General features: G+C 44.6%; 15 protein-coding genes. 10 read left to right on the top strand and 5 right to left on the bottom strand.

Annotated elements, in window-relative coordinates:
* Window positions 1–17 precede the first annotated feature (17 nt).
* Window positions 18–4,502 carry a glutamate synthase large subunit gene (gene gltB / locus B3014_RS06165; RefSeq protein ID WP_289243548.1) on the bottom strand — a complete coding sequence of 1,495 codons (4,485 nt, stop codon included), beginning with the start codon at window positions 4,500–4,502 and terminating at the stop codon, window positions 18–20.
* Between the two features lie 228 nt (window positions 4,503–4,730).
* Between gltB and purE the strand changes: the two genes are divergently transcribed.
* The 4 genes from purE to B3014_RS06145 all read left to right on the top strand — a co-directional run bounded on the left by purE (window position 4,731) and on the right by B3014_RS06145 (window position 7,305).
* Window positions 4,731–5,222, top strand: coding sequence for a 5-(carboxyamino)imidazole ribonucleotide mutase (gene purE, locus B3014_RS06160; RefSeq protein ID WP_286306013.1), 492 nt, complete (start codon window positions 4,731–4,733; stop codon window positions 5,220–5,222).
* Between the two features lie 104 nt (window positions 5,223–5,326).
* On the top strand, window positions 5,327–6,466 hold the full coding sequence (locus B3014_RS06155; protein ID WP_289243769.1) for a 5-(carboxyamino)imidazole ribonucleotide synthase: 1,140 nt from the start codon (window positions 5,327–5,329) through the stop codon (window positions 6,464–6,466).
* Between the two features lies 1 nt (window position 6,467).
* A complete protein-coding gene (locus tag B3014_RS06150; RefSeq protein WP_289243549.1) occupies window positions 6,468–6,779 on the top strand; it encodes a SelT/SelW/SelH family protein in 312 nt (103 codons plus the stop codon).
* Window positions 6,780–6,789: 10 nt separating this feature from the next.
* Window positions 6,790–7,305: a hypothetical protein gene (locus B3014_RS06145; protein WP_289243550.1), complete on the top strand. Its 516-nt coding sequence runs from the start codon at window positions 6,790–6,792 to the stop codon at window positions 7,303–7,305.
* A gap of 24 nt (window positions 7,306–7,329) precedes the next feature.
* On the opposite strand, the gene topA is transcribed toward B3014_RS06145, so the two are convergent.
* The 4 genes from topA to B3014_RS06125 all read right to left on the bottom strand — a co-directional run bounded on the left by topA (window position 7,330) and on the right by B3014_RS06125 (window position 12,344).
* Window positions 7,330–9,612, bottom strand: a complete 2,283-nt coding sequence (topA, locus tag B3014_RS06140; RefSeq protein ID WP_289243551.1) for a type I DNA topoisomerase — start codon at window positions 9,610–9,612, stop codon at window positions 7,330–7,332.
* 86 nt (window positions 9,613–9,698) lie between these two features.
* On the bottom strand, window positions 9,699–10,166 hold the full coding sequence (locus B3014_RS06135; RefSeq protein WP_286306009.1) for a DUF494 family protein: 468 nt from the start codon (window positions 10,164–10,166) through the stop codon (window positions 9,699–9,701).
* 24 nt (window positions 10,167–10,190) lie between these two features.
* Complete coding sequence (gene dprA, locus B3014_RS06130) at window positions 10,191–11,294, bottom strand: DNA-processing protein DprA (RefSeq protein WP_289243552.1); 1,104 nt, start codon at window positions 11,292–11,294, stop codon at window positions 10,191–10,193.
* Between the two features lie 18 nt (window positions 11,295–11,312).
* On the bottom strand, window positions 11,313–12,344 hold the full coding sequence (locus B3014_RS06125; RefSeq protein ID WP_289243553.1) for a LysM peptidoglycan-binding domain-containing protein: 1,032 nt from the start codon (window positions 12,342–12,344) through the stop codon (window positions 11,313–11,315).
* Between the two features lie 395 nt (window positions 12,345–12,739).
* On the opposite strand from B3014_RS06125, the gene def reads away from it, so the two are divergent.
* Genes def through B3014_RS06095 form a run of 6 tightly spaced genes read left to right on the top strand, consistent with a single transcriptional unit; the run spans window position 12,740 to window position 19,468 of the window.
* Window positions 12,740–13,243 carry a peptide deformylase gene (gene def, locus B3014_RS06120; protein ID WP_289243554.1) on the top strand — a complete coding sequence of 168 codons (504 nt, stop codon included), beginning with the start codon at window positions 12,740–12,742 and terminating at the stop codon, window positions 13,241–13,243.
* A 9-nt stretch (window positions 13,244–13,252) separates the two neighbouring features.
* Complete coding sequence (gene fmt, locus B3014_RS06115) at window positions 13,253–14,182, top strand: methionyl-tRNA formyltransferase (RefSeq protein ID WP_289243555.1); 930 nt, start codon at window positions 13,253–13,255, stop codon at window positions 14,180–14,182.
* On the top strand, window positions 14,175–15,488 hold the full coding sequence (rsmB, locus tag B3014_RS06110; protein ID WP_289243556.1) for a 16S rRNA (cytosine(967)-C(5))-methyltransferase RsmB: 1,314 nt from the start codon (window positions 14,175–14,177) through the stop codon (window positions 15,486–15,488). Before fmt ends, rsmB begins: the two co-directional genes overlap by 8 nt.
* Window positions 15,466–16,041 carry a DUF4390 domain-containing protein gene (locus tag B3014_RS06105; RefSeq protein WP_286306003.1) on the top strand — a complete coding sequence of 192 codons (576 nt, stop codon included), beginning with the start codon at window positions 15,466–15,468 and terminating at the stop codon, window positions 16,039–16,041. The genes rsmB and B3014_RS06105 overlap by 23 nt, the downstream gene beginning before the upstream one ends.
* On the top strand, window positions 16,032–18,197 hold the full coding sequence (locus tag B3014_RS06100; protein ID WP_286306002.1) for a sensor histidine kinase: 2,166 nt from the start codon (window positions 16,032–16,034) through the stop codon (window positions 18,195–18,197). The genes B3014_RS06105 and B3014_RS06100 overlap by 10 nt, the downstream gene beginning before the upstream one ends.
* Window positions 18,194–19,468, top strand: a complete 1,275-nt coding sequence (locus B3014_RS06095; protein WP_289243557.1) for a sigma-54-dependent transcriptional regulator — start codon at window positions 18,194–18,196, stop codon at window positions 19,466–19,468. The genes B3014_RS06100 and B3014_RS06095 overlap by 4 nt, the downstream gene beginning before the upstream one ends.
* The last annotated feature ends 6 nt before the right edge of the window (window positions 19,469–19,474 follow it).

Here is a 19,474-nt window from a genome sequence, read left to right as displayed (position 1 = left end):
TATCTTAGTCTCTGGACTTATGCCGCTTTAGTAGCAAGTTTTAACAAGCCATCAATTGCTGCTGCTTTTGGTTTTACTAACCAGAACTCTTTAATGCGTTGTTCAAACGCATCGAGCAACTGATGTCCCCACACACTACCGGTTTCACGAACATGATCTTCAATCATACCTTTGAGATAGAGTGATAATTCTGACATTTCAGGGCTATCAATTCTGACGAGTTCGACGAGTTCTTTGTTATAACGCTCAGCAAACGTATTATCACTATCTAATACAAATGCCAGACCACCAGTCATACCAGCACCGAAGTTCAACCCTGTTTCACCAAGTACAGCGACAACCCCGCCCGTCATATATTCACAACCATGGTCACCTACGCCTTCTACGATGGCTGTAGCACCAGAGTTACGAACAGCAAAGCGTTCACCAGCACGACCTGACGCATAAAGCGATCCGCCTGTTGCACCATATAGGCACGTATTACCCATGATACTGGCTTCTTGCGTTTCAAACTCACTCTCAGGTGAAGGATAGATAACAAGCTTACCGTCAGCCATACCTTTACCAACGTAGTCGTTGGCATCGCCTTCAAGGTACATTTCAAGACCACCAGCATTGAACACGCCAAAGCTTTGACCAGCAGAACCTTTCAATTTGAGACGAATCGGTTTATCAGACATGCCATAGTTACCATATAACTTGGCAATTTCACCGGATAATCGTGCACCAATAGACCGGTTGATATTCCGTACTTCGTAGCTGAACTCACCGCCAGTTTTATTAACAATGGTTTCTTTGATATCAACCACCATTTGCTCAGCCAATTCACCTTTATCATAAGGTTCATTTTTTGGCTCTAAACAGAATTGTGGTTTATCAGCAGACACACCAGCGGAAGACAATAACGGCGCCAAATTCAAGCTTTGTTGTTTTGTCGTTTCACCCGGTAATAACTCCAATAAGTCAGTGCGACCTATCAAATCCTGCAGACTGACCACACCTAACTTAGCTAACCACTCTTGTGTTTCACGAGCAACAAACTGGAAGTAGTTCATCACCATCTGTGGCAAACCAATGAAATGTTGCGTACGCAGCTTCTCATTTTGAGTTGCAACACCGGTTGCACAGTTATTCAGGTGACAAATACGTAAGTATTTACAACCCAGAGCGACCATTGGTCCTGTACCAAAGCCGAAACTTTCTGCACCAAGAATCGCTGCCTTAATAACATCCAGACCGGTTTTTAAACCACCATCTGTTTGTAGACGTACTTTATCCCGTAAATCATTCGCACGAAGCGTTTGATGAGCCTCACTCAGACCTAGCTCCCATGGACCACCTGCGTATTTCACAGAGGTAAGCGGACTTGCACCGGTACCACCGTCATAACCAGAAATGGTAATCAGGTCGGCGTATGCTTTCGCCACACCAGAAGCGACCGTGCCCACGCCAGCTTGTGATACTAGCTTCACAGATACCAGCGCATCAGGATTCACCTGTTTCAAGTCAAAAATCAGCTGGGCAAGATCTTCGATTGAATAAATATCATGATGTGGCGGTGGCGAAATCAATGTCACACCAGGCACAGAGTGGCGCAAAGTCGCAATCATCTGATTGACTTTACCACCTGGCAACTGACCACCTTCACCTGGTTTCGCACCTTGAGCAACTTTGATCTGCAACACTTCTGCATTAACAAGATAATGTGGTGTGACACCAAAACGGCCAGAGGCGATCTGCTTGATTTTTGAAACACGTTCATTACCAAAGCGATCAGGATCTTCGCCACCTTCACCTGAGTTAGAACGGCCGCCTAATCTGTTCATAGCCACCGCGAGTGCTTCATGTGCCTCAGGCGATAAAGCGCCTAATGACATACCTGCACTGTCAAACCGTTTAAGGATGTTGCTCACATCTTCAACTTGGTTCAGTTCAAGAGGTTGATCCGATAATTTGACCTTCATCAGGTCACGTAACACCATAGGTGAACGTTCATTCACCAGCTCAGCATAGGCTTTGTAATCATCGTAGCTGCCACCTTGAACTGCTTTTTGCAAGGTAGCGATAATGTCAGGGTTATAGGCGTGATACTCACCACCATGGATAAACTTCAACAAACCACCTTGTGCACGTTTTTTACGTTGATTCCAAGCCAGTTTTGCTAATGTCTCATCATCAGACTGAAGATCTTCAAATGTTGAACCACTGACACGGCTTGTGGTTGCCGTAAAGCATTTATCAACGATGCTGTCGTTTAGGCCGACAACTTCAAATAGCTGGGCACCGCGATAACTCGCAATCGTGGAAATACCCATTTTTGAAGTAATTTTGAACAACCCTTTGTTGATACCTTTACGATAGCGACGGCATAACTCTGCACGATCCAATCCTTTAATTTCATTGGTATGAATCATATCGTTCAAACAGGCATAAGCTAAATACGGATAAATAGCTGTAGCGCCATAGCCTAGTAACGTGCCAAAGTGATGTGGATCACGCGCTGTGGCAGTTTCTACGATAACGTTCGCATCACAACGCAGGCCAGCCTGAATCAGACGTTGATGCACTGCACCTGTTGCCAATAAGGCATGAATAGGCAGTTTATCTTTGGCTATATCACGGTCACTCAACACAACCACAACGGTACCATCAGCGACTGCTTTGATAGCTTTATCACAAAGCGCATCAATGGCAGCTTCAAGACCGACTGCTGGATCGTAGTTCAGTGATATAGTCACTGACTCATATTCAGCATTGTCTTTACCCATTGCCAATAATTGGCGGAACTGACTTTCTGACAGTACAGGGGAATCAACGACAACGCGTTGAGCATGATCTTCACCTTCTTCGAACATGTTCCGCTCTTCACCGAAACATGTTTCCAAAGACATCACTATATTTTCGCGAAGCGGGTCAATTGGCGGGTTGGTGACCTGGGCAAATTGTTGACGGAAATAATCGTAAACAGAACGGACATGTTTAGATAAAACAGGAAACGGCGTATCGTCACCCATTGAACCAATCGCTTCCTGTCCAGCCTCACCTAAAACACGGATGACCTGATCGCGCTCTTCAAAGCTGATGTTGAATAGTTTCTCATAAACCTGGTATTCCTCACCTTCAAGTGTAGGGCCAGTTTCATCATCAGCCGCATCAGACAATCTTTGTAGATTATTTTCTAACCATTGACGATAAGGTTGTGCTTTTTTCAGCATGTTATCGATGTCTTCCGGCATCAATAACTCACCGGTTTGTGTATCAACTGCAAGCATTTGTCCTGGCTTCAAACGACCTTTCGCAATGACATCTTCCGGTTCGTATTTATACACACCCACTTCAGAAGCCAATGTGATATGGCGATCTTTGGTGATGATATAACGGGCAGGGCGCAGACCATTTCTATCTAATGTACATGCAGCATAACGACCATCCGTTGTCACTACACCTGCAGGACCATCCCATGGCTCCATATGCATGGAGTTGTAATCGTAAAATGCTTTTAAATCAGCATCCATGGTTGGATCATTCTGCCATGCAGGTGGAATAATCAAACGCATCGCACGGAAGAGGCTGACGCCACCGGCTAATAAAGCTTCCAGCATATTATCCATGCTGGATGAGTCGGAACCAGAAGTGCCGACTAATGGGCGAATATCATCCATGTTCTCAATGAGAGATGTCGCAAACTTGGCACCACGCGCTAATGCCCAATTGCGGTTACCTTGAACAGTGTTAATTTCACCATTGTGCGCTAAATAACGGAATGGTTGAGCCAAACGCCATTGCGGCCAGGTGTTGGTTGAAAAGCGTTGATGGAAAACAGCAATCGATGTTTCCATGCGTTCGTCATTCAGGTCTTTATAGAATACCGGCAAGTAAGACGGCATAACCAAACCTTTATAAGACACCACGTGTGAAGACAAACTAGGAATGTAGAAATCCGCGTCATCAGTCACAGCTTTCTCAGCTTGACGGCGCGCAATATACAGCTGACGTTCAAAATCAGCTTCAGACATATCTTTCGCGGCGTTGACAAAGACTTGGCGCATCACAGGCAGTGATGTTAATGCTTGCTGACCACAAGCCGAAGCTGGATCAACGGGAACATCACGCCAGCCTAAAACCTCTAAGCCTTGCTTGGTCAGACTCTGAGCAACCGCGTTTTGCGCAAAATCTGCTTTGGCATCGTCCTGCGATAAGAAAACCATCCCCACGGCATAGAGTGGAGATAAGCTATAACCATGCTCTTCCGCTATGGCTTTAAAAAAGCTATCTGGTTTCTTCAGCAATAAGCCGCAACCGTCCCCGGTCTTCCCATCAGCGCCAATAGCACCACGGTGGGTAAGATTACCCAAGGCTTCAATTGCAGTCTCGATTAACCAATGACTGGCTTTATCGTCCATCTGGGCGATTAGGCCAAAACCACAGTTATCACGTTCAAATTGCGGTCTGTAAAGACCTTGATTCATTTCTGTTGGCTGACTCACGTCACGTACCTTCATATTAGTTAGCGCCGTCACTGCTCACCCGTCGGATAGTCCGGCGGTATTCGGAATCGTCTTCGAGGAGCGTTGACCAAATACGGCAGAAAGGATCATCTATTATAACGATGGATACCTTGCCATTCAATTATTACGATACCTTCCTTGGCAAAATATGAGCGTTAAATTTTCCTATTTTCAATAAAATAGCTAAAATGCACTGTTTTTGACGAAAACTACGGAACGATCATGGACAAACCCTTAATCGGTGTCGTCATGGGCAGCAACAGTGACTGGCCCGTTATGCAAAAAGCCGTTGAGCAACTTGACGCATTTGGCATCAGCTATGAAGCCAAAGTGGTCTCAGCTCACCGTACCCCTGACCTTTTAACAGCGTATGCGGAATCAGCTCAACAGCGAGGACTGGCTTGTATTATAGCAGGCGCCGGCGGAGCAGCGCACTTACCAGGCATGTTAGCCGCCAGTACGATCGTCCCGGTTTTAGGTGTGCCAGTGCCATCCAAATACCTGAAAGGTCAAGACTCACTGCTATCTATCGTACAAATGCCAAAAGGCGTGCCGGTTGCAACCTTTGCCATCGGTGAAGCTGGCGCAGCCAATGCGGCTTTATTCGCTATAGCCCAGTTAGCAATCAACGACGAACAGCTCTCGGCAAAGCTCGACGCTTTCCGTAAAAAACAACATCAAACCGTTGTTGAGATGACTTTACCACCTCAATAGTACACAAACTGATGAAACGTTGATTAAATTTTAATCAATCACACATTTATATTAAAGATAGCTTCACTTACTTTACGATTAGCATAAATTTAATGAGGTCCATGATGAATACACAGATATTACCCGGTTCAACTTTAGGTATGCTGGGTGGTGGACAACTCGGACGCATGTTTACCTCAGCAGCACAAGTGATGGGCTATAAAGTAATTGTCCTCGATCCCGATCCTCAGAGCCCAGCTGGCATTATTGCAGATCAGCATATTTGCGCTGCTTATGATGATGAAGAGGCATTAGCAAATATGGCAAAACTCTGTGATGCCATCACAACAGAGTTTGAAAATATTCCTGCGCAAACATTAGCTTTTCTTGAACAAAGAACCACAGTCCACCCTTCTTCGAAGGCGCTTGCCTCAACACAAAACCGTAATGTTGAGAAAAATTTTATCGCCTCACTAGGGATACAAACGGCCCCTTTTTTCACAATTCGTAACAAACAAGATATTGCTGAAGCAGTGAAAGTCATTGGGTTTCCTGCGATTCTCAAAGTCGCCAACTTTGGTTATGACGGTAAAGGTCAAGTCCCATGTCAGACTATTGAAGATGTGTACGCAGGCTTTGAAACATTAGCAGAGAAAGAATGTGTTTTAGAGCAACGCATTGATTTAGACAAAGAAATTTCTGTTGTTTTAGCAAGAAGTCAGACAGGTACAATTATTAACTTTCCAGTCGCTGAAAATGCCCACGTGAATGGCATCTTACATACGACAACCGTTCCCACATCCGTTAGTGCCGAGCAGTCCCAAAAAGCGATTCAGATCGCTAATGATATCGCCAAAGGTCTAGGGTATGTTGGCACCATGGCAGTAGAGTTTTTTGTGAGTCAGGGTGGTGAAATCATCGCGAATGAAATTGCGCCTCGTCCACATAACTCTGGTCATTACACGCTTGATGCTTGCTCTACGTCACAATTCGAACAGCAAGTTCGTATGTTGTGTGGCTTACCAGCTGGGGATTGTGACTTAATCAGCCCTGTTGTCATGGTGAACTTATTGGGTGATGTCTGGGGTCACAGCCAGCCTCACTGGGAAACATTGCTCTCAGAGACAAATATAAAACTCCATCTGTATGGGAAACAAGAAGCACGTCCTGGCCGTAAAATGGGTCACTTCAATGTGTTGGCTGAAACAGTTGAACAAGCGATGCAACAAGCTGAAATATGTTTTAAAAATTTAAAAGCAGATTAACTTGGCCACTCAGAATAATCATATTGCGATCAGCTACTGCACACAATGTCGCTGGTTATTAAGAGCCACCTGGATGGCTCAAGAGCTATTAACGACTTTTGATGATGAAATTACATCATTAAGCTTAATTCCTGCTTCCGGTGGCCTTTTTGAGGTACACGCAAATGAACAACTGCTTTGGTCTCGAAAGCAAGAAGGACGGTTCCCTGACATTACTGAGTTGAAACAACTCGTACGTGATGTCATTGCCCCAGACAGGTCTCTGGGGCATAGTGAGAAGAAATCCGACAAAACTGCTCAATCTGAAAGGTAAGGTATTCATAATGCGTATTCATCTCACAAGCCCGCAACGTATCTTAAAAATGAGTTTATTGATGCTGTTTACACTGTTGCTGATGAGCTGTGATGACACTAATGCACCTTCACCTCAAACGCCGAAACAACACCAGTTGACCGAGTTAAGTCACAAAAATATAAATCCCTATACCAATGAAATGGTCAGCAATTACATCAAGATTCAGGATCAACTAATCCAGCATTATCAACAGGCGAAACAGAACAAGAATACTTTTGAGTTTATTCAGTATCGCAACCACACATGGACACCTGAATATATTTCTCTAAAAAACAAATACAGCCGAGACTTTAAACATAATGAGCCATTTTTAAATGGTCAGCCAAGCGCCCCTTTATTCACCATTTATGAAAACTTGATATACATTGGTCTTGACTTGAAAAATGGGCTGCTTGAAGACGATGAGGCTCGCCAACAATCCGCCTTAGAAGCAGCAAAAAAAGATAGAGAGCTGGCGTTAAGTATCCAACAACAACTTAAATAAAGCCTGCCCTAAGTAAAACAGGCTCTAGCTTTCCACTTTCTCTGAGTAATCACAGTCTTTTTGTGGGCAGACTTTCTCTGTGCCGCGGCTTTTGGTTGTCTTGAGCGTTAAGATTGGCCAATTACACTTCGGACATGGTTCTTTTAATGGCTCATTCCACAAAGCATAATCGCAATCTGGGTACTCAGAACACGAATAGAACACTTTGCCTCGACGTGACTTACGCGTCAGAATCTCGCCTTTGTGACATTGCGGACATTCAACACCGGTATTAACTGGGCGCTCTAATGACTCAATATGTTTGCATTTAGGATAACTGGAGCAACCGATGAATTTTCCATAACGACCAGTTCGTATCCATAAATCAGAGTCACACTTCGGACATTTTCTGCCTTCAACAACCTCAGGTTCATTATTACTTGTCTCTTCACCATCGATATTTCGTGTGTAATCACACTCAGGATAGCCAGTACAACCAATAAAGCGGCCACTGCGACCAAGACGGCTGGATAACTTTTTACCGCATTTTGGACAGTCTTCATCCAGAAGCTCTTGTGTTACATCACTACGCTGAACTTCTTTATCTTTCGTTTCGACTTGTTCTTTGAATGGACCCCAGAACTTCCTCAGCAATGGTATCCACTCTTCCTCGCCTCTGGCTACCGCATCAAGCTCATCTTCCAATTCAGCGGTAAAATTGTAATCAACGTATTTCGTGAAATGATCAACAAGGAATTTCCCTACCACACGACCAACATCTGTGGGATGAAAACGTTTATTAATAATTTCCACATATTCACGCTGCACGAGGGTAGAAATAATGCTGGCGTAAGTTGATGGTCGACCAATATCATGCTCTTCAAGACTTCTGACCAGGCTGGCTTCACTGTAGCGAGGTGGTGGTTCTGTAAAATGCTGCTCCGGTCTGATGGCTTTTAACTCAACCACCTGGCCCACTTCCATTGCCGGCAATAATTTTTCATCTTTATCACTACTGGCAGCGTCATCCTTATCTTCCAGATAGACACTCATAAAGCCGGGATTAACCACTGTCGAACCATTGGCTCGAAATGTATTACCTTTGCCACAGGCAAGGTCAACGGCAACCGTATTCAAGGTAGCATGAATCATTTGACTTGCCATGGTGCGCTGCCAGATCAGTGTGTAGAGCTTTAACTGATCAGCTGAAAGATACGCTTTCATTTCTTCTGGCGTTCTTAGCACAGAAGTCGGACGTATCGCCTCATGGGCCTCTTGTGCATTTTTTGATTTGGTTTTGTATTCCTGTGGTTTTGCAGGCACCATTTTCTGGCCATATTTTTCTGCAATGAATCCACGTATTTCGTCTAAGGCTTCTTGAGCCAATGTGACGGAGTCAGTACGCATATAGGTGATTAAACCAACCGCTCCTTCACCCGTATCAACACCCTCATACAGTTGCTGGGCAACACTCATGGTGCGTTGGGCACCAAAGCCAATTTTTCGTGACGCTTCCTGCTGAAGAGTAGATGTTGTAAACGGGGCTGCCGGATTACGTTTACGTTGTTTTTTCTCCACATTCGAAACCAGCAGTTTGCCTTCTGCCGCTTTCTCTAATTTTTTTACAACGCTCGATGATTGTTTTTCGTCAGTAACACTAAACTGACTGAGTTTCTCACCTTCAAAGTAAGTTAGCTTGGCCTGGAAATCTTTCTTTTCAGCGATAGCATCCGCTTCAATACTCCAGTATTCCTTGGCAACGAAAGCTTCAATCTCCAGCTCTCGCTCGACGATCATTCTCAGTGCCGGACTTTGCACACGTCCTGCAGATAGACCTCGTCGCACCTTTTTCCACAACAAGGGAGAGAGAGTAAAGCCGACAAGGTAGTCAAGTGCTCGTCTTGCTTGCTGAGCATTAACAAGTGACATGGATAACTCACGCGGATGAGCTACCGCATCATTAACAGCTTGTTTAGTAATTTCATGGAAAACAACGCGGTGAGTATCTTTGTCTTTAAGCGCGCCACGCTTTTTCAGCAACTCGAACAAGTGCCAGGATATCGCTTCCCCTTCTCTATCAGGGTCAGTCGCGAGATAGAGGGCATCGGCTTTTTTCATCGCTTTTACAATCGCATCGACATGCTTACTGTTGCGATCAATGACTTGATATTTCATCGCAAAATCTTTAGCGGTGTCGACAGCCCCCTCTTTTGGCAATAAATCACGTACATGCCCATAAGATGCTAATACTTCTACATCCTTACCGAGGTATTTTTTGATTGTTTTCGCCTTGGCTGGCGACTCAACGATGACTAGTTTCTTTCCCATTTTCTCCGATACCAAAAACCTACGCACATACAAGCAAAGCCCTTTGTGACGGGCGATGTTGGAGTTTTTATTCTAATATTTTTAGTCTAGTGAACGACGGCTTCTATGTCTTCAAAGACCAAGTCTTCCATCCAGGCAAAAGCGACTTCTCTTCCTGGTTGATAAAACAACACCATCAGCACGACCCACTTAAGCTGATCAAGGTCAATTTCTTCAGCATCCAGAGCCATGACTCGCTCTAACACTATTTCACGGGTTTCGACGTCTAAAACACCGACTTGTTCCAGAAACAGTAAATAACCACGACAGTGCACATCCAAGCGCTCTAGTTCAACATCACAAAATACACGCATTGTGGCATGTCGTTTGAGCGGCTGATCCGATGCAACGGTCATGTTATCTAGCCATTCTAGCGCTTTGTGGATTTCTAATTCCTGAAAACCAACCTGCTCTAACTCAAGCTCTAATATCTCATTGTCAGGTTTGTTTCGCTCTTCCGTATCGATGTAGGTTTCAAATAGATATAACAACACATCAATGACATTTTCTTTCATTTGACTCTCTTTAATAAGCCTGGTTCAGGAACCCGTCCGAACATAACGGCCGCCGGGTAATGACTCGACCTCACCCTCTAGCTCTAGTAATAACAGCATGGATGAAACCGCATCAGCCGTCAATCCAGTATTTTCTATCAACCTGTCAATAGCGATGGGGTCATATCCAAGATGGTTAAGCAGAACTTGATAATCGCCATCCTTTTCATGTGTAGATTCTATTTCTTCTTCAGTTTGTATTGCTTGTGGCTTAAGACCGGCCAGCGCACCCAACTCTTCTATAATATCCTGAGCTGTTTCCACTAGTTTGGCACCATCCCGAATTAACTGATGGCAGCCTCTCGATAAAGGATTATGAATCGAGCCGGGAATGGCAAAGACTTCACGTGATTGCTCCATCGCCATTCTGGCAGTGATTAGAGAACCACTCTTTAAGGCAGCTTCCACAACTAAGGTACCCAGCGATAAGCCACTTATAATTCGATTTCGTCTGGGGAATAATTCTGGTTTGGGTGATGTACCCAAGGGAAACTCTGAAACGATAACCCCATTTTTAACAATATCATGAGCTAACTGTCTGTGTTTCGCTGGATAAACACGATCAAGCCCTGTAGCAACAACGGCAATGGTTTTCCCACAACTCAACGCACCTTTATGTGCAGCGGCATCAATGCCCATCGCAAGTCCACTGGTGACGACTAAACCACCATCAGCAAGATAATGAGCAAAGTCATAGGCGGTATTTATGCCTGAAGCAGAAGGATTACGGCTACCGACTATAGCCAACTGCCAATCGTTTAATAATGAAACCTCCCCCTGTACGTAGAGTAATGGCGGCGGGTCTGAAATTTCTTTAAGCAAAACGGGATAACGTTCATCGTCGATGGTGAGGATATAGCGATCGTCTTGCTCCAACCAGAGTAAGTCTTGCTCAACCTGTTGCCAGTTGGGATGACGGAGGTTCTCTACCAGTTTTTCATTGAAACCGCTTAACTGATTAGGGTTATTTAATATGTATTGTGGACTGCCATACTGCTGCAACAGCTTGTGGTATGTTACTGGGCCAATCCCTGGCACTCGTTGTAAAGCAATCCAACAAGCCAATTCACTTTGCTTGTTAGCTGTCATTCCGCTGAATAAGTCCTTTTAAGGCGCGCTTTTCACTCGATCGTATAAATGAATGGCCGTTGTTGCTTTCATAATGATGGCATAACTGACTTTGTCATATAGTTTGAATACCATCGCTTCACCAGCATGCTCATCGGGTAACGTCACGGTATCTTTGTTGTCTGCAGAAACGGAGTCTTTGATCGTTTCTCCTGCTTGATAAACGGATAACACATGCCCCGTTTCCAGACCATCTCGTTTACCTAACGTCAAAACCACTATCTGGTACTGCCCTATCTGAGAAACACCATCAAACACAGAAATAATACGACCATTGAGAGGCTTTTCAGGTGAACGTGGGATAAAATTCAGATCAAAATCCTGATCTTCAATTTCTAGCAAACGATCGCCTACCTGAATTTCTCTATTAGTGTAGGTGAGTCGTACTTTTGCAGGATCTTCCTTGGTTAAGCGCTCAGCATCACCTGAGTAAATCGCTTCATAGCCCAACACTTCTCCATTATCAGGATCCTTGTAGGCTTTACCACCACGGAAAAGACTGTATGTATCACTTTCTCTATCAGCGATGCCTTTTACGTAAACGTAGTCACCGGCCCCTGAAATCAGACGTTCATCAGCACTTGCTACAACATAAGGGGCGTTATCTAAGGCCTCTTCCCCAACCACTCTTGGTTTAGATAAAAAAGGACCAATCGCTGACAACGGTATTGTCATAATCGGTTTATCCAGAATCGTTTCACGAACTTCAGGTGATAACTTGACACTGCGTTTACCACGATTGACTTCAATAACAGGTTTGCCATTACGATAACTGAGAGACAATTCATCCCCTGGGTAAATCAGGTGTGGATTTTCGATTTGAGGGTTAACATGCCATATTTCAGGCCAATGCCAGGGGTACTTGAGAAACATCCCTGAGATATCCCACAAGGTATCACCTTTCTTAACTGTGTATTGCTGGGGATGATCTGGATTAAGCTCCACTTCCTTAGCCAGCAAAGGCGTGCTCAGCAGAAGAAAAATCAAACTCATCGCAATGTGCTTTATCATCGAACCATCCTCATGGACTTAATCTCGCCACAATCCTGTTATGGGCAATTTGAGTAGTGTGTTATAAGCCTTATGACTAATCAAGTATCGCTACCAGCGTCAAACTTAATCATTTTTATGCGACAAGTAAACTCTGACCATCAATTCTCAGGCTTGCTCGAGAAACTAGTCTTCCACTTTATCTGTCGCATCAGGCACACAATACAGAAAAAAGTATTGAAAAAACGTTAATCAATGCCGCTTATGACTTTACCAGTATTCGGGTGTAGACGAATGCTGGACAATCAGAGCCATAAGTTATGTGTATTGTAATCGCGTCATATTTTCAATACGTCGCTGGCAGACTACAATATAAGGTTTGTATATGCAGCAACTCATCCTGATAGGTATTACTCATGGCCATTTTAAATATTCTTCATTTCCCTGATCCAAGGTTGCGCAAAAAAGCCGAGCCCATCCAGGAAGTGACTGACGACATTCGCCAACTTGCCGACGATATGCTCGAAACGATGTATGATGCGCCAGGAATCGGACTCGCAGCGAATCAAGTGGATGTGCAAAAGCGCCTGATTGTGATCGATATTTCAGAAGATAAATCTGACCCTCTGATTCTAATAAACCCGGAAATCCTTGATAAAGAAGGCGAGCGGGAGTACGAGGAAGGTTGCTTATCAGTCCCTGAAGCTTATGAAACTGTTGTTCGTGCTGACACAATAAAAGTCAGGGCATTAAATCGACATGGTGAGGAATTTGAGCTTGCCGCAGAGGGATTGCTGGCAACCTGTGTTCAGCATGAAATCGATCATTTGGATGGAAAATTATTTGTTGACTACCTGAGCAATCTAAAGCGTCAACGTATAAAAAAACGCCTAGAAAAACATCAAAAACAAAAACTATAAGGATTCTGAATGCGCATTATTTTTGCCGGTACTCCGGCTTTCGCCGCAGAAACACTGAAAGCACTGATTCATACCGAGCATGAAATATGCGCTGTTTACACTCAGCCCGATCGTCCTGCGGGGCGGGGTCGTAAACTGACGGCCAGTCCAGTAAAACAAGTTGCACAGGAACACGATATTCCTGTTGAACAGCCTCTTAACTTTAAAACTGATGATGCCGTAAACATATTGGCTGCTTATCAAGCTGATTTAATGGTTGTTGTCGCTTATGGACTTTTATTGCCACAAATCGTGTTGGACACCCCAAGACTGGGTTGTATTAATGTTCATGCTTCACTCTTACCCCGCTGGCGAGGTGCTGCACCTATTCAAAGAGCCATATTAGCTGGTGATAAAGAATCAGGAGTATGCATTATGCAAATGGAAGCCGGTCTTGATACCGGCCCTGTCCTTGCTGAAACACGTTGCCCGATTACTGAACAAGACACAGCGCAAATCCTACATGATCGCCTCGCTGTCTTGGGAGCAAAAACCTTGGTTGAGTCTCTCAACAATATCGAAGTTCAACAAAAACATGCGCAACCACAAGATGATACTTTAAGCACCTATGCCGCTAAACTGGATAAAAAAGAAGCGGATATAGATTGGCACACCACCGCTCAAGATATTCTTCACAAAATTAACGCTTTTAATCCTTGGCCCGTGGCTCAAACACTCTGGCATGATGCTGTTTTTCGTATATGGCGAGCAGAATGGATAAAAGAGCACTCGGCACAAGCAGCGGGTCAAATCATCCATGTCTCAAAAGCCGGTATTGATGTTGCCACCAGCGATGGAACACTACGCATCACTGAGCTACAACTGCCCGGGAAACGCGCCATGTCTGTTCAAGACTTTCTCAATGCACATTCAATCGAAGTAGGCGATCATTTTGGCTAAGCCCAACCACTTAAAAGGTGCACGAACGAATGCTGCACTTATACTGAATGAAGTGGTTGTGCAGCAGCGCTCACTCAATACAGCTTTAGCTCACTACCTGCCTCATGTCGATGAAAAAGATCGTAGCTTCTGCCAGCAACTCTGTTATAGCAGTTTACGGCATTACCCCACTCTGCAATTTATCGCCCATCAACTCATAAAAAAACCGTTCAAAGCGAAAGATAAGGATATTGAGCAGCTTTTAATACTCGGAATTTTGCAGTTACGGTTTTTAAATACACCGGACCATGCCGCTATTTCAGAGACTGTGGATGCCAGTAAAAAACTCAAAAAAGTCTGGGCGGGTGGTTTATTAAACGCTTGCCTGAGAAACTACTTAAGGCAACAAGAACATATAGATCAAAAATTGTTGGCAAACGAAGCCGCAAGTCAGGCTCACCCAAACTGGCTACTCCATTTATATCAAAGTGACTGGCCAGAAAACTGGCAAAACATTATTGAGGCTAACAATAAACAGCCGCCGATGATGCTTCGTGTTAACCAGCAGAAGGTTTCACGTGAAGCATATTTAAAACAGTTAACGTCCCAGCAAATTACAGCCTCAATCATAGAGGCCACTGATAATGGGATATTACTAGACCAACCTTGTGATGTTTATAAGCTCCCAGGCTTTGAGGAAGGTTGGGTTTCGGTACAAGATGGTTCTGCTCAACTAGCCACAATGATATTGGATATCAAGCCAGGACAACGTGCGCTAGACGCTTGCGCTGCACCTGGTGGTAAAACATGCCATATTCTCGAATCCTCTCCTAACAATGACATCACAGCCATTGATATCTCAGCTGATCGCTTACTTCAGATCCAACAAAATACAGATAGACTTGGATTACATGCCACCCTAATCGCAGCTGATGCAGCCGACACATCAGCGTGGTGGGACGGACAGGCTTTTGATCGTATTCTTATTGATGCGCCATGTACCGGTAGCGGTGTGATTCGTCGACATCCAGACATTAAGCTGCTGCGCCACCCCAAAGATATCGATAGCTTAGCCAGTCAACAGCAAATTTTGCTAGATAATTTATGGCCATTACTAAAACCTGATGGCTTAATGGTTTACACTACCTGCTCTGCCTTTAAAAAAGAAAATGAGCAGCAAATTGAAGCGTTTCTACAACGACATCCGGAAGCTGAAGAGCTTAGACTCTCACCAACACCAGCCACACCGAGACCCTTTGGCTACCAAAGACTCCCTGGTGACGATGTTATGGACGGTTTTTATTATGCCTGCCTACGTCGTAAGTAAACGCCTTTTCCTATCACTCTTCTTATGGTTGTTTATTCAAACATCCGCCACAGCCTCTGTTTTTAGCGTTAATAACCCTGTAGTTCATCCCATTGGTAATGCCTATGTACTCACCGCTCAAATCAGTTACCCACTGACACCACGAGTGATTGAAGCACTGCAAAACGGTGTACCCATTACTTTCTTACAGGAATTCCGGCTAATAGATGCGTTCCCTTTGCTAGGGAGTTTCTGGCAGTGGGAAACCACTCTGTGGGAGAGTACGATGACTTATGAGCTGCGCTATCATGCCCTGTCTGAACAATATATTGTGGAGTCACTCGACACCCATGAGCAGCAAAACTTCCCTAGCTTGAGTGGTGCCTTAAAAGCGCTAGGTGATATTAATGCCTTATCGCTACCACCAGAATTTACACAAGAGCCAGATAATCTTGTGCTCGAAATACGTAGCGGTTTAGATCTCAATGCCTTACCCACCCCCATGCGTCCAGGCGCATTGATCTCAGACAAATGGCAATTAACTAGTCCATGGGTTCAAGCAGTATGGCTATAAGCCTCATTAAGCGATTAAGCTCAGGTACGGCTCCCTATTTTTCACTCGCTTTTTTATTGCTTGTTCTTGCCTATCTGCTAAGTGCAGCCACTCAGGACAGCTCACGGCTAAATGAGCTATTTCTCGTTATCTTTGGTATTGGTGTCGCTTGCTTATTACTGCTTGTGGGCATTTTGGCACGTAGCCTCTATCGTTTATATCGTGACTTTAAAAAGCATGAAGCAGGCTCACGCCTGACAGTGAGGCTGGTCAGCTTATTTGTTCTGCTAATTTTAGTCGCGACATCGATTGTTTATAGCTTCTCGATTCACTTCCTGCATCGCGGCATTAACAGCTGGTTTGATGTCAAGGTAGAGCAAGCGCTCAATGACTCGCTTGAATTAAGTCGAACGGCTTTTGGTATAAGGATGCGCACCCTGTTACGCCAAACTCGGATGATGGCCGGGGTATTAAGCGAACTGCCCGATAATGAACTATCACATAGCCTACGAGATTTAACGCAGTTAAGTGGCGCACTGGAGCTCAGCATCTGGGCCAGAGATGGTCAACCGATTGCCTCCAGTATTGAAAGCCCAACCATTATGGTGCCAAACAGACCAAACGATACCATCATGCATCAGCTGCTTCAGGGTGAAGACTATATTGGCATGGACCCATCCGAGAACGATAAACTTCAATTACGCGCTGCTGTTAGGATTCCACAAAAATCGGTCTTGGCTGAAGAGCGGATTCTCAATGTGCTGTTTCCCATCAATGATCATCTCAGTGATTTGGGAAAAACCGTGCAAGATGCTTATGCGGATTACAAAGAATTGAGCTACCTGAGAAAGCCATTAATCAGTGTCTTCACCCTCACGTTAAGCTTAATCGTATTTTTAACCATTCTGGTATCAATCTGGTTTGCTATCTGGATATCCCGCCGTATTGTCGAGCCTTTGCAAGAATTGGCTGAAGGCACGCAAGCAGTGGCATCTGGTAACTATAATATGCAACTGACCGCTTCCGGTCATGACGAAATAGGATTTCTGGTGCGCTCATTTAACCAGATGACTCAACGCCTAACCCATGCCCGTAACGCCTCACAACGAAGTCACCGATTACTCGAACAACAAACCAGTTATCTCACCACCGTTCTAGGTAGCTTATCCAGCGGTGTGGTGACTGTGGATAAACGCCTCTACCTGCACACCGCCAATAACGCCAGTAGTAAAATTCTAGGGGTGAAGTTACAGCAACGTCTGGAAAGCCCGTTATCCAAGCTCGCAGAAATTAATAAAAACATGAAAACCTTCTGTGAAATGATTGAACGTTGTGCTGTCAAAGGCATCGCCTGGGAGCAACAAGTAGAACTGCAAAAACAAAACGGTAACCAAACATTGATTTGTCATGGTACCGAGTTACCCAATAACAGTGGCTGGGTGATTGTCTTTGAAGACATCACTACTCTGCTACAAGCCCAGCGTAATGCGGCTTGGGGCGAAGTCGCACGCCGGCTGGCTCATGAAATCAAGAATCCATTAACACCGATTCAGCTCTCTGCAGAACGCCTACAACGTAAATACAATGCCATTGTGCCGGAAAATCAGCTCGAAACTGTGGATAAACTGACCAACACCATTATTCAGCAAGTCGAAGCAATGAAAGAGATGGTGAATGAATTTTCAGAGTATGCCCGAACACCTGCGCTTCAACTCCAGTCATATGACATTGGTCAGCTGATTCGGGAAGTGCTGACCATGTATCAGAGCAATCCAAATCACCAATTTACCCTCTTGAACAGCCCTGAAAATGTCGCTGTTGAAATTGATGTCAACCGTTTCCGACAGGTCATGCATAATCTACTGAAGAATGCGATTGAGGCTTGTGAAGATGCTCAACTTCCCGTTGATATCGTTATCAGTTACCATCCACTTACTCACCAACAACGCCGTTGGCTTGAAATTTCTGTTCGGGATTACGGTCCAGGCATTCCTGTTTCTATCATTGATAAATTATTTGAACCTTACGCCACAACTAAACATAAAGGTACGGGCCTGGGTTTAGCCATCGTTAAAAAAATGATTGAAGAACATGGTGGTGATGTCTGGGCAGAAAATCTGGACCCAGAGGGAACGAGTATAATTATAAGATTGCCATTGGAGGAGTCACCGTCGTGAGTAACGATAAACCACTGATTCTTGTTGTAGATGATGAACCGGATATCCGCGAGCTCATCAAAGACATTCTGGAAGACGAAAACTATCACGTCAGAATAGCCGCTGATGGGCAAGAAGCACAGCAAGTCTTTAGTGAAGAACAACCAGACCTAATCCTGCTGGATATCTGGATGCCAGATATTGATGGCATCAGTTTGCTGAAAGAGTTCAAACAACAAAATAAAAGTGTCACGATTGTGATGATGTCAGGTCATGGCACCATCGAAACAGCTGTGGAGGCAACCCGTTTAGGCGCAAGTGATTTTATCGAGAAACCGCTATCTACCGCTAAGTTACTTCGAGGCGTCGAACAGGCACTGGAAAATCGAGAAAAACAAGCGATTATTCAACGGGAATTAGCACAAGCACCGGTTGGCAAAAGCCATCAAATCAAACTATTACGAGAACAGGTTGAACGGGTTGCGAAACATGAAATGCCTATTCTTCTGGTGGGCGAACCAGGCACAGGTAAACATTGTTTCTCTCATTACCTACACAGCCTGGGACAATACGCAGGGGGTAAGTTTATTGAAGTCAGCCCTGAAAGTTTTCCTTTAGATAGTCTCAAGGCTGTCACGCTGGCCAAAAACAACTGTCTGTTTATCAATGATTTAGCGTTACTGAGTGATGAAGCACAGGCACTGTTATTACACCTTCTTGAAAGTAATAAACTTGAACACTGTCAACTCATCTGTGCAACACAATATTCCTTGCAGAAAGCGGTTGATAATGGTGATTTTCTGGAAAGTCTCCTGTATCAGCTCAACAGCATCACATTGGTAGTTCCACCTTTACGTGATCATATTGAAGATATCCCTGAGTTGGTACACCATTTTGTGGATACACAGACAACACGCTCTGGCCTGCCATATCGACGTTTTACCGTGGCAGCGCAAAACCGCCTCAGAAATCACGACTGGTCAGGGAACGTTCTTGAACTCAAAAATGTGATTCAACGCTTACTCGTTCTCGGCAATGGTGAAGATATTGATGTCGCCGATGTCGACACGGCACTTGCCTCGGAAGCAGAAGCCATTGAAAACGGCGATGAAACTATCAATTTTGACTTGCCACTTCGCGAGGCCAGAGAACAGTTTGAACGTATTTACTTGCTGCAAAAATTACAGGAAACCGATGGTAATGTTGGTAAAGCCGCCAAATTGGCGGGTATGGAAAGAACCCATCTTTATCGAAAGCTTCGCTCCCTCGGTATTGATACCAAACAGATTTAGGAACCG

Source organism: Methylophaga sp. UBA678 (assembly GCF_002299105.1).
Taxonomy (GTDB): Bacteria; Pseudomonadota; Gammaproteobacteria; order Nitrosococcales; family Methylophagaceae; genus Methylophaga; species Methylophaga marina.
Note: the sequence above shows the minus strand (reverse complement) of the source record. Positions and strands in the feature narration are given on the sequence as shown.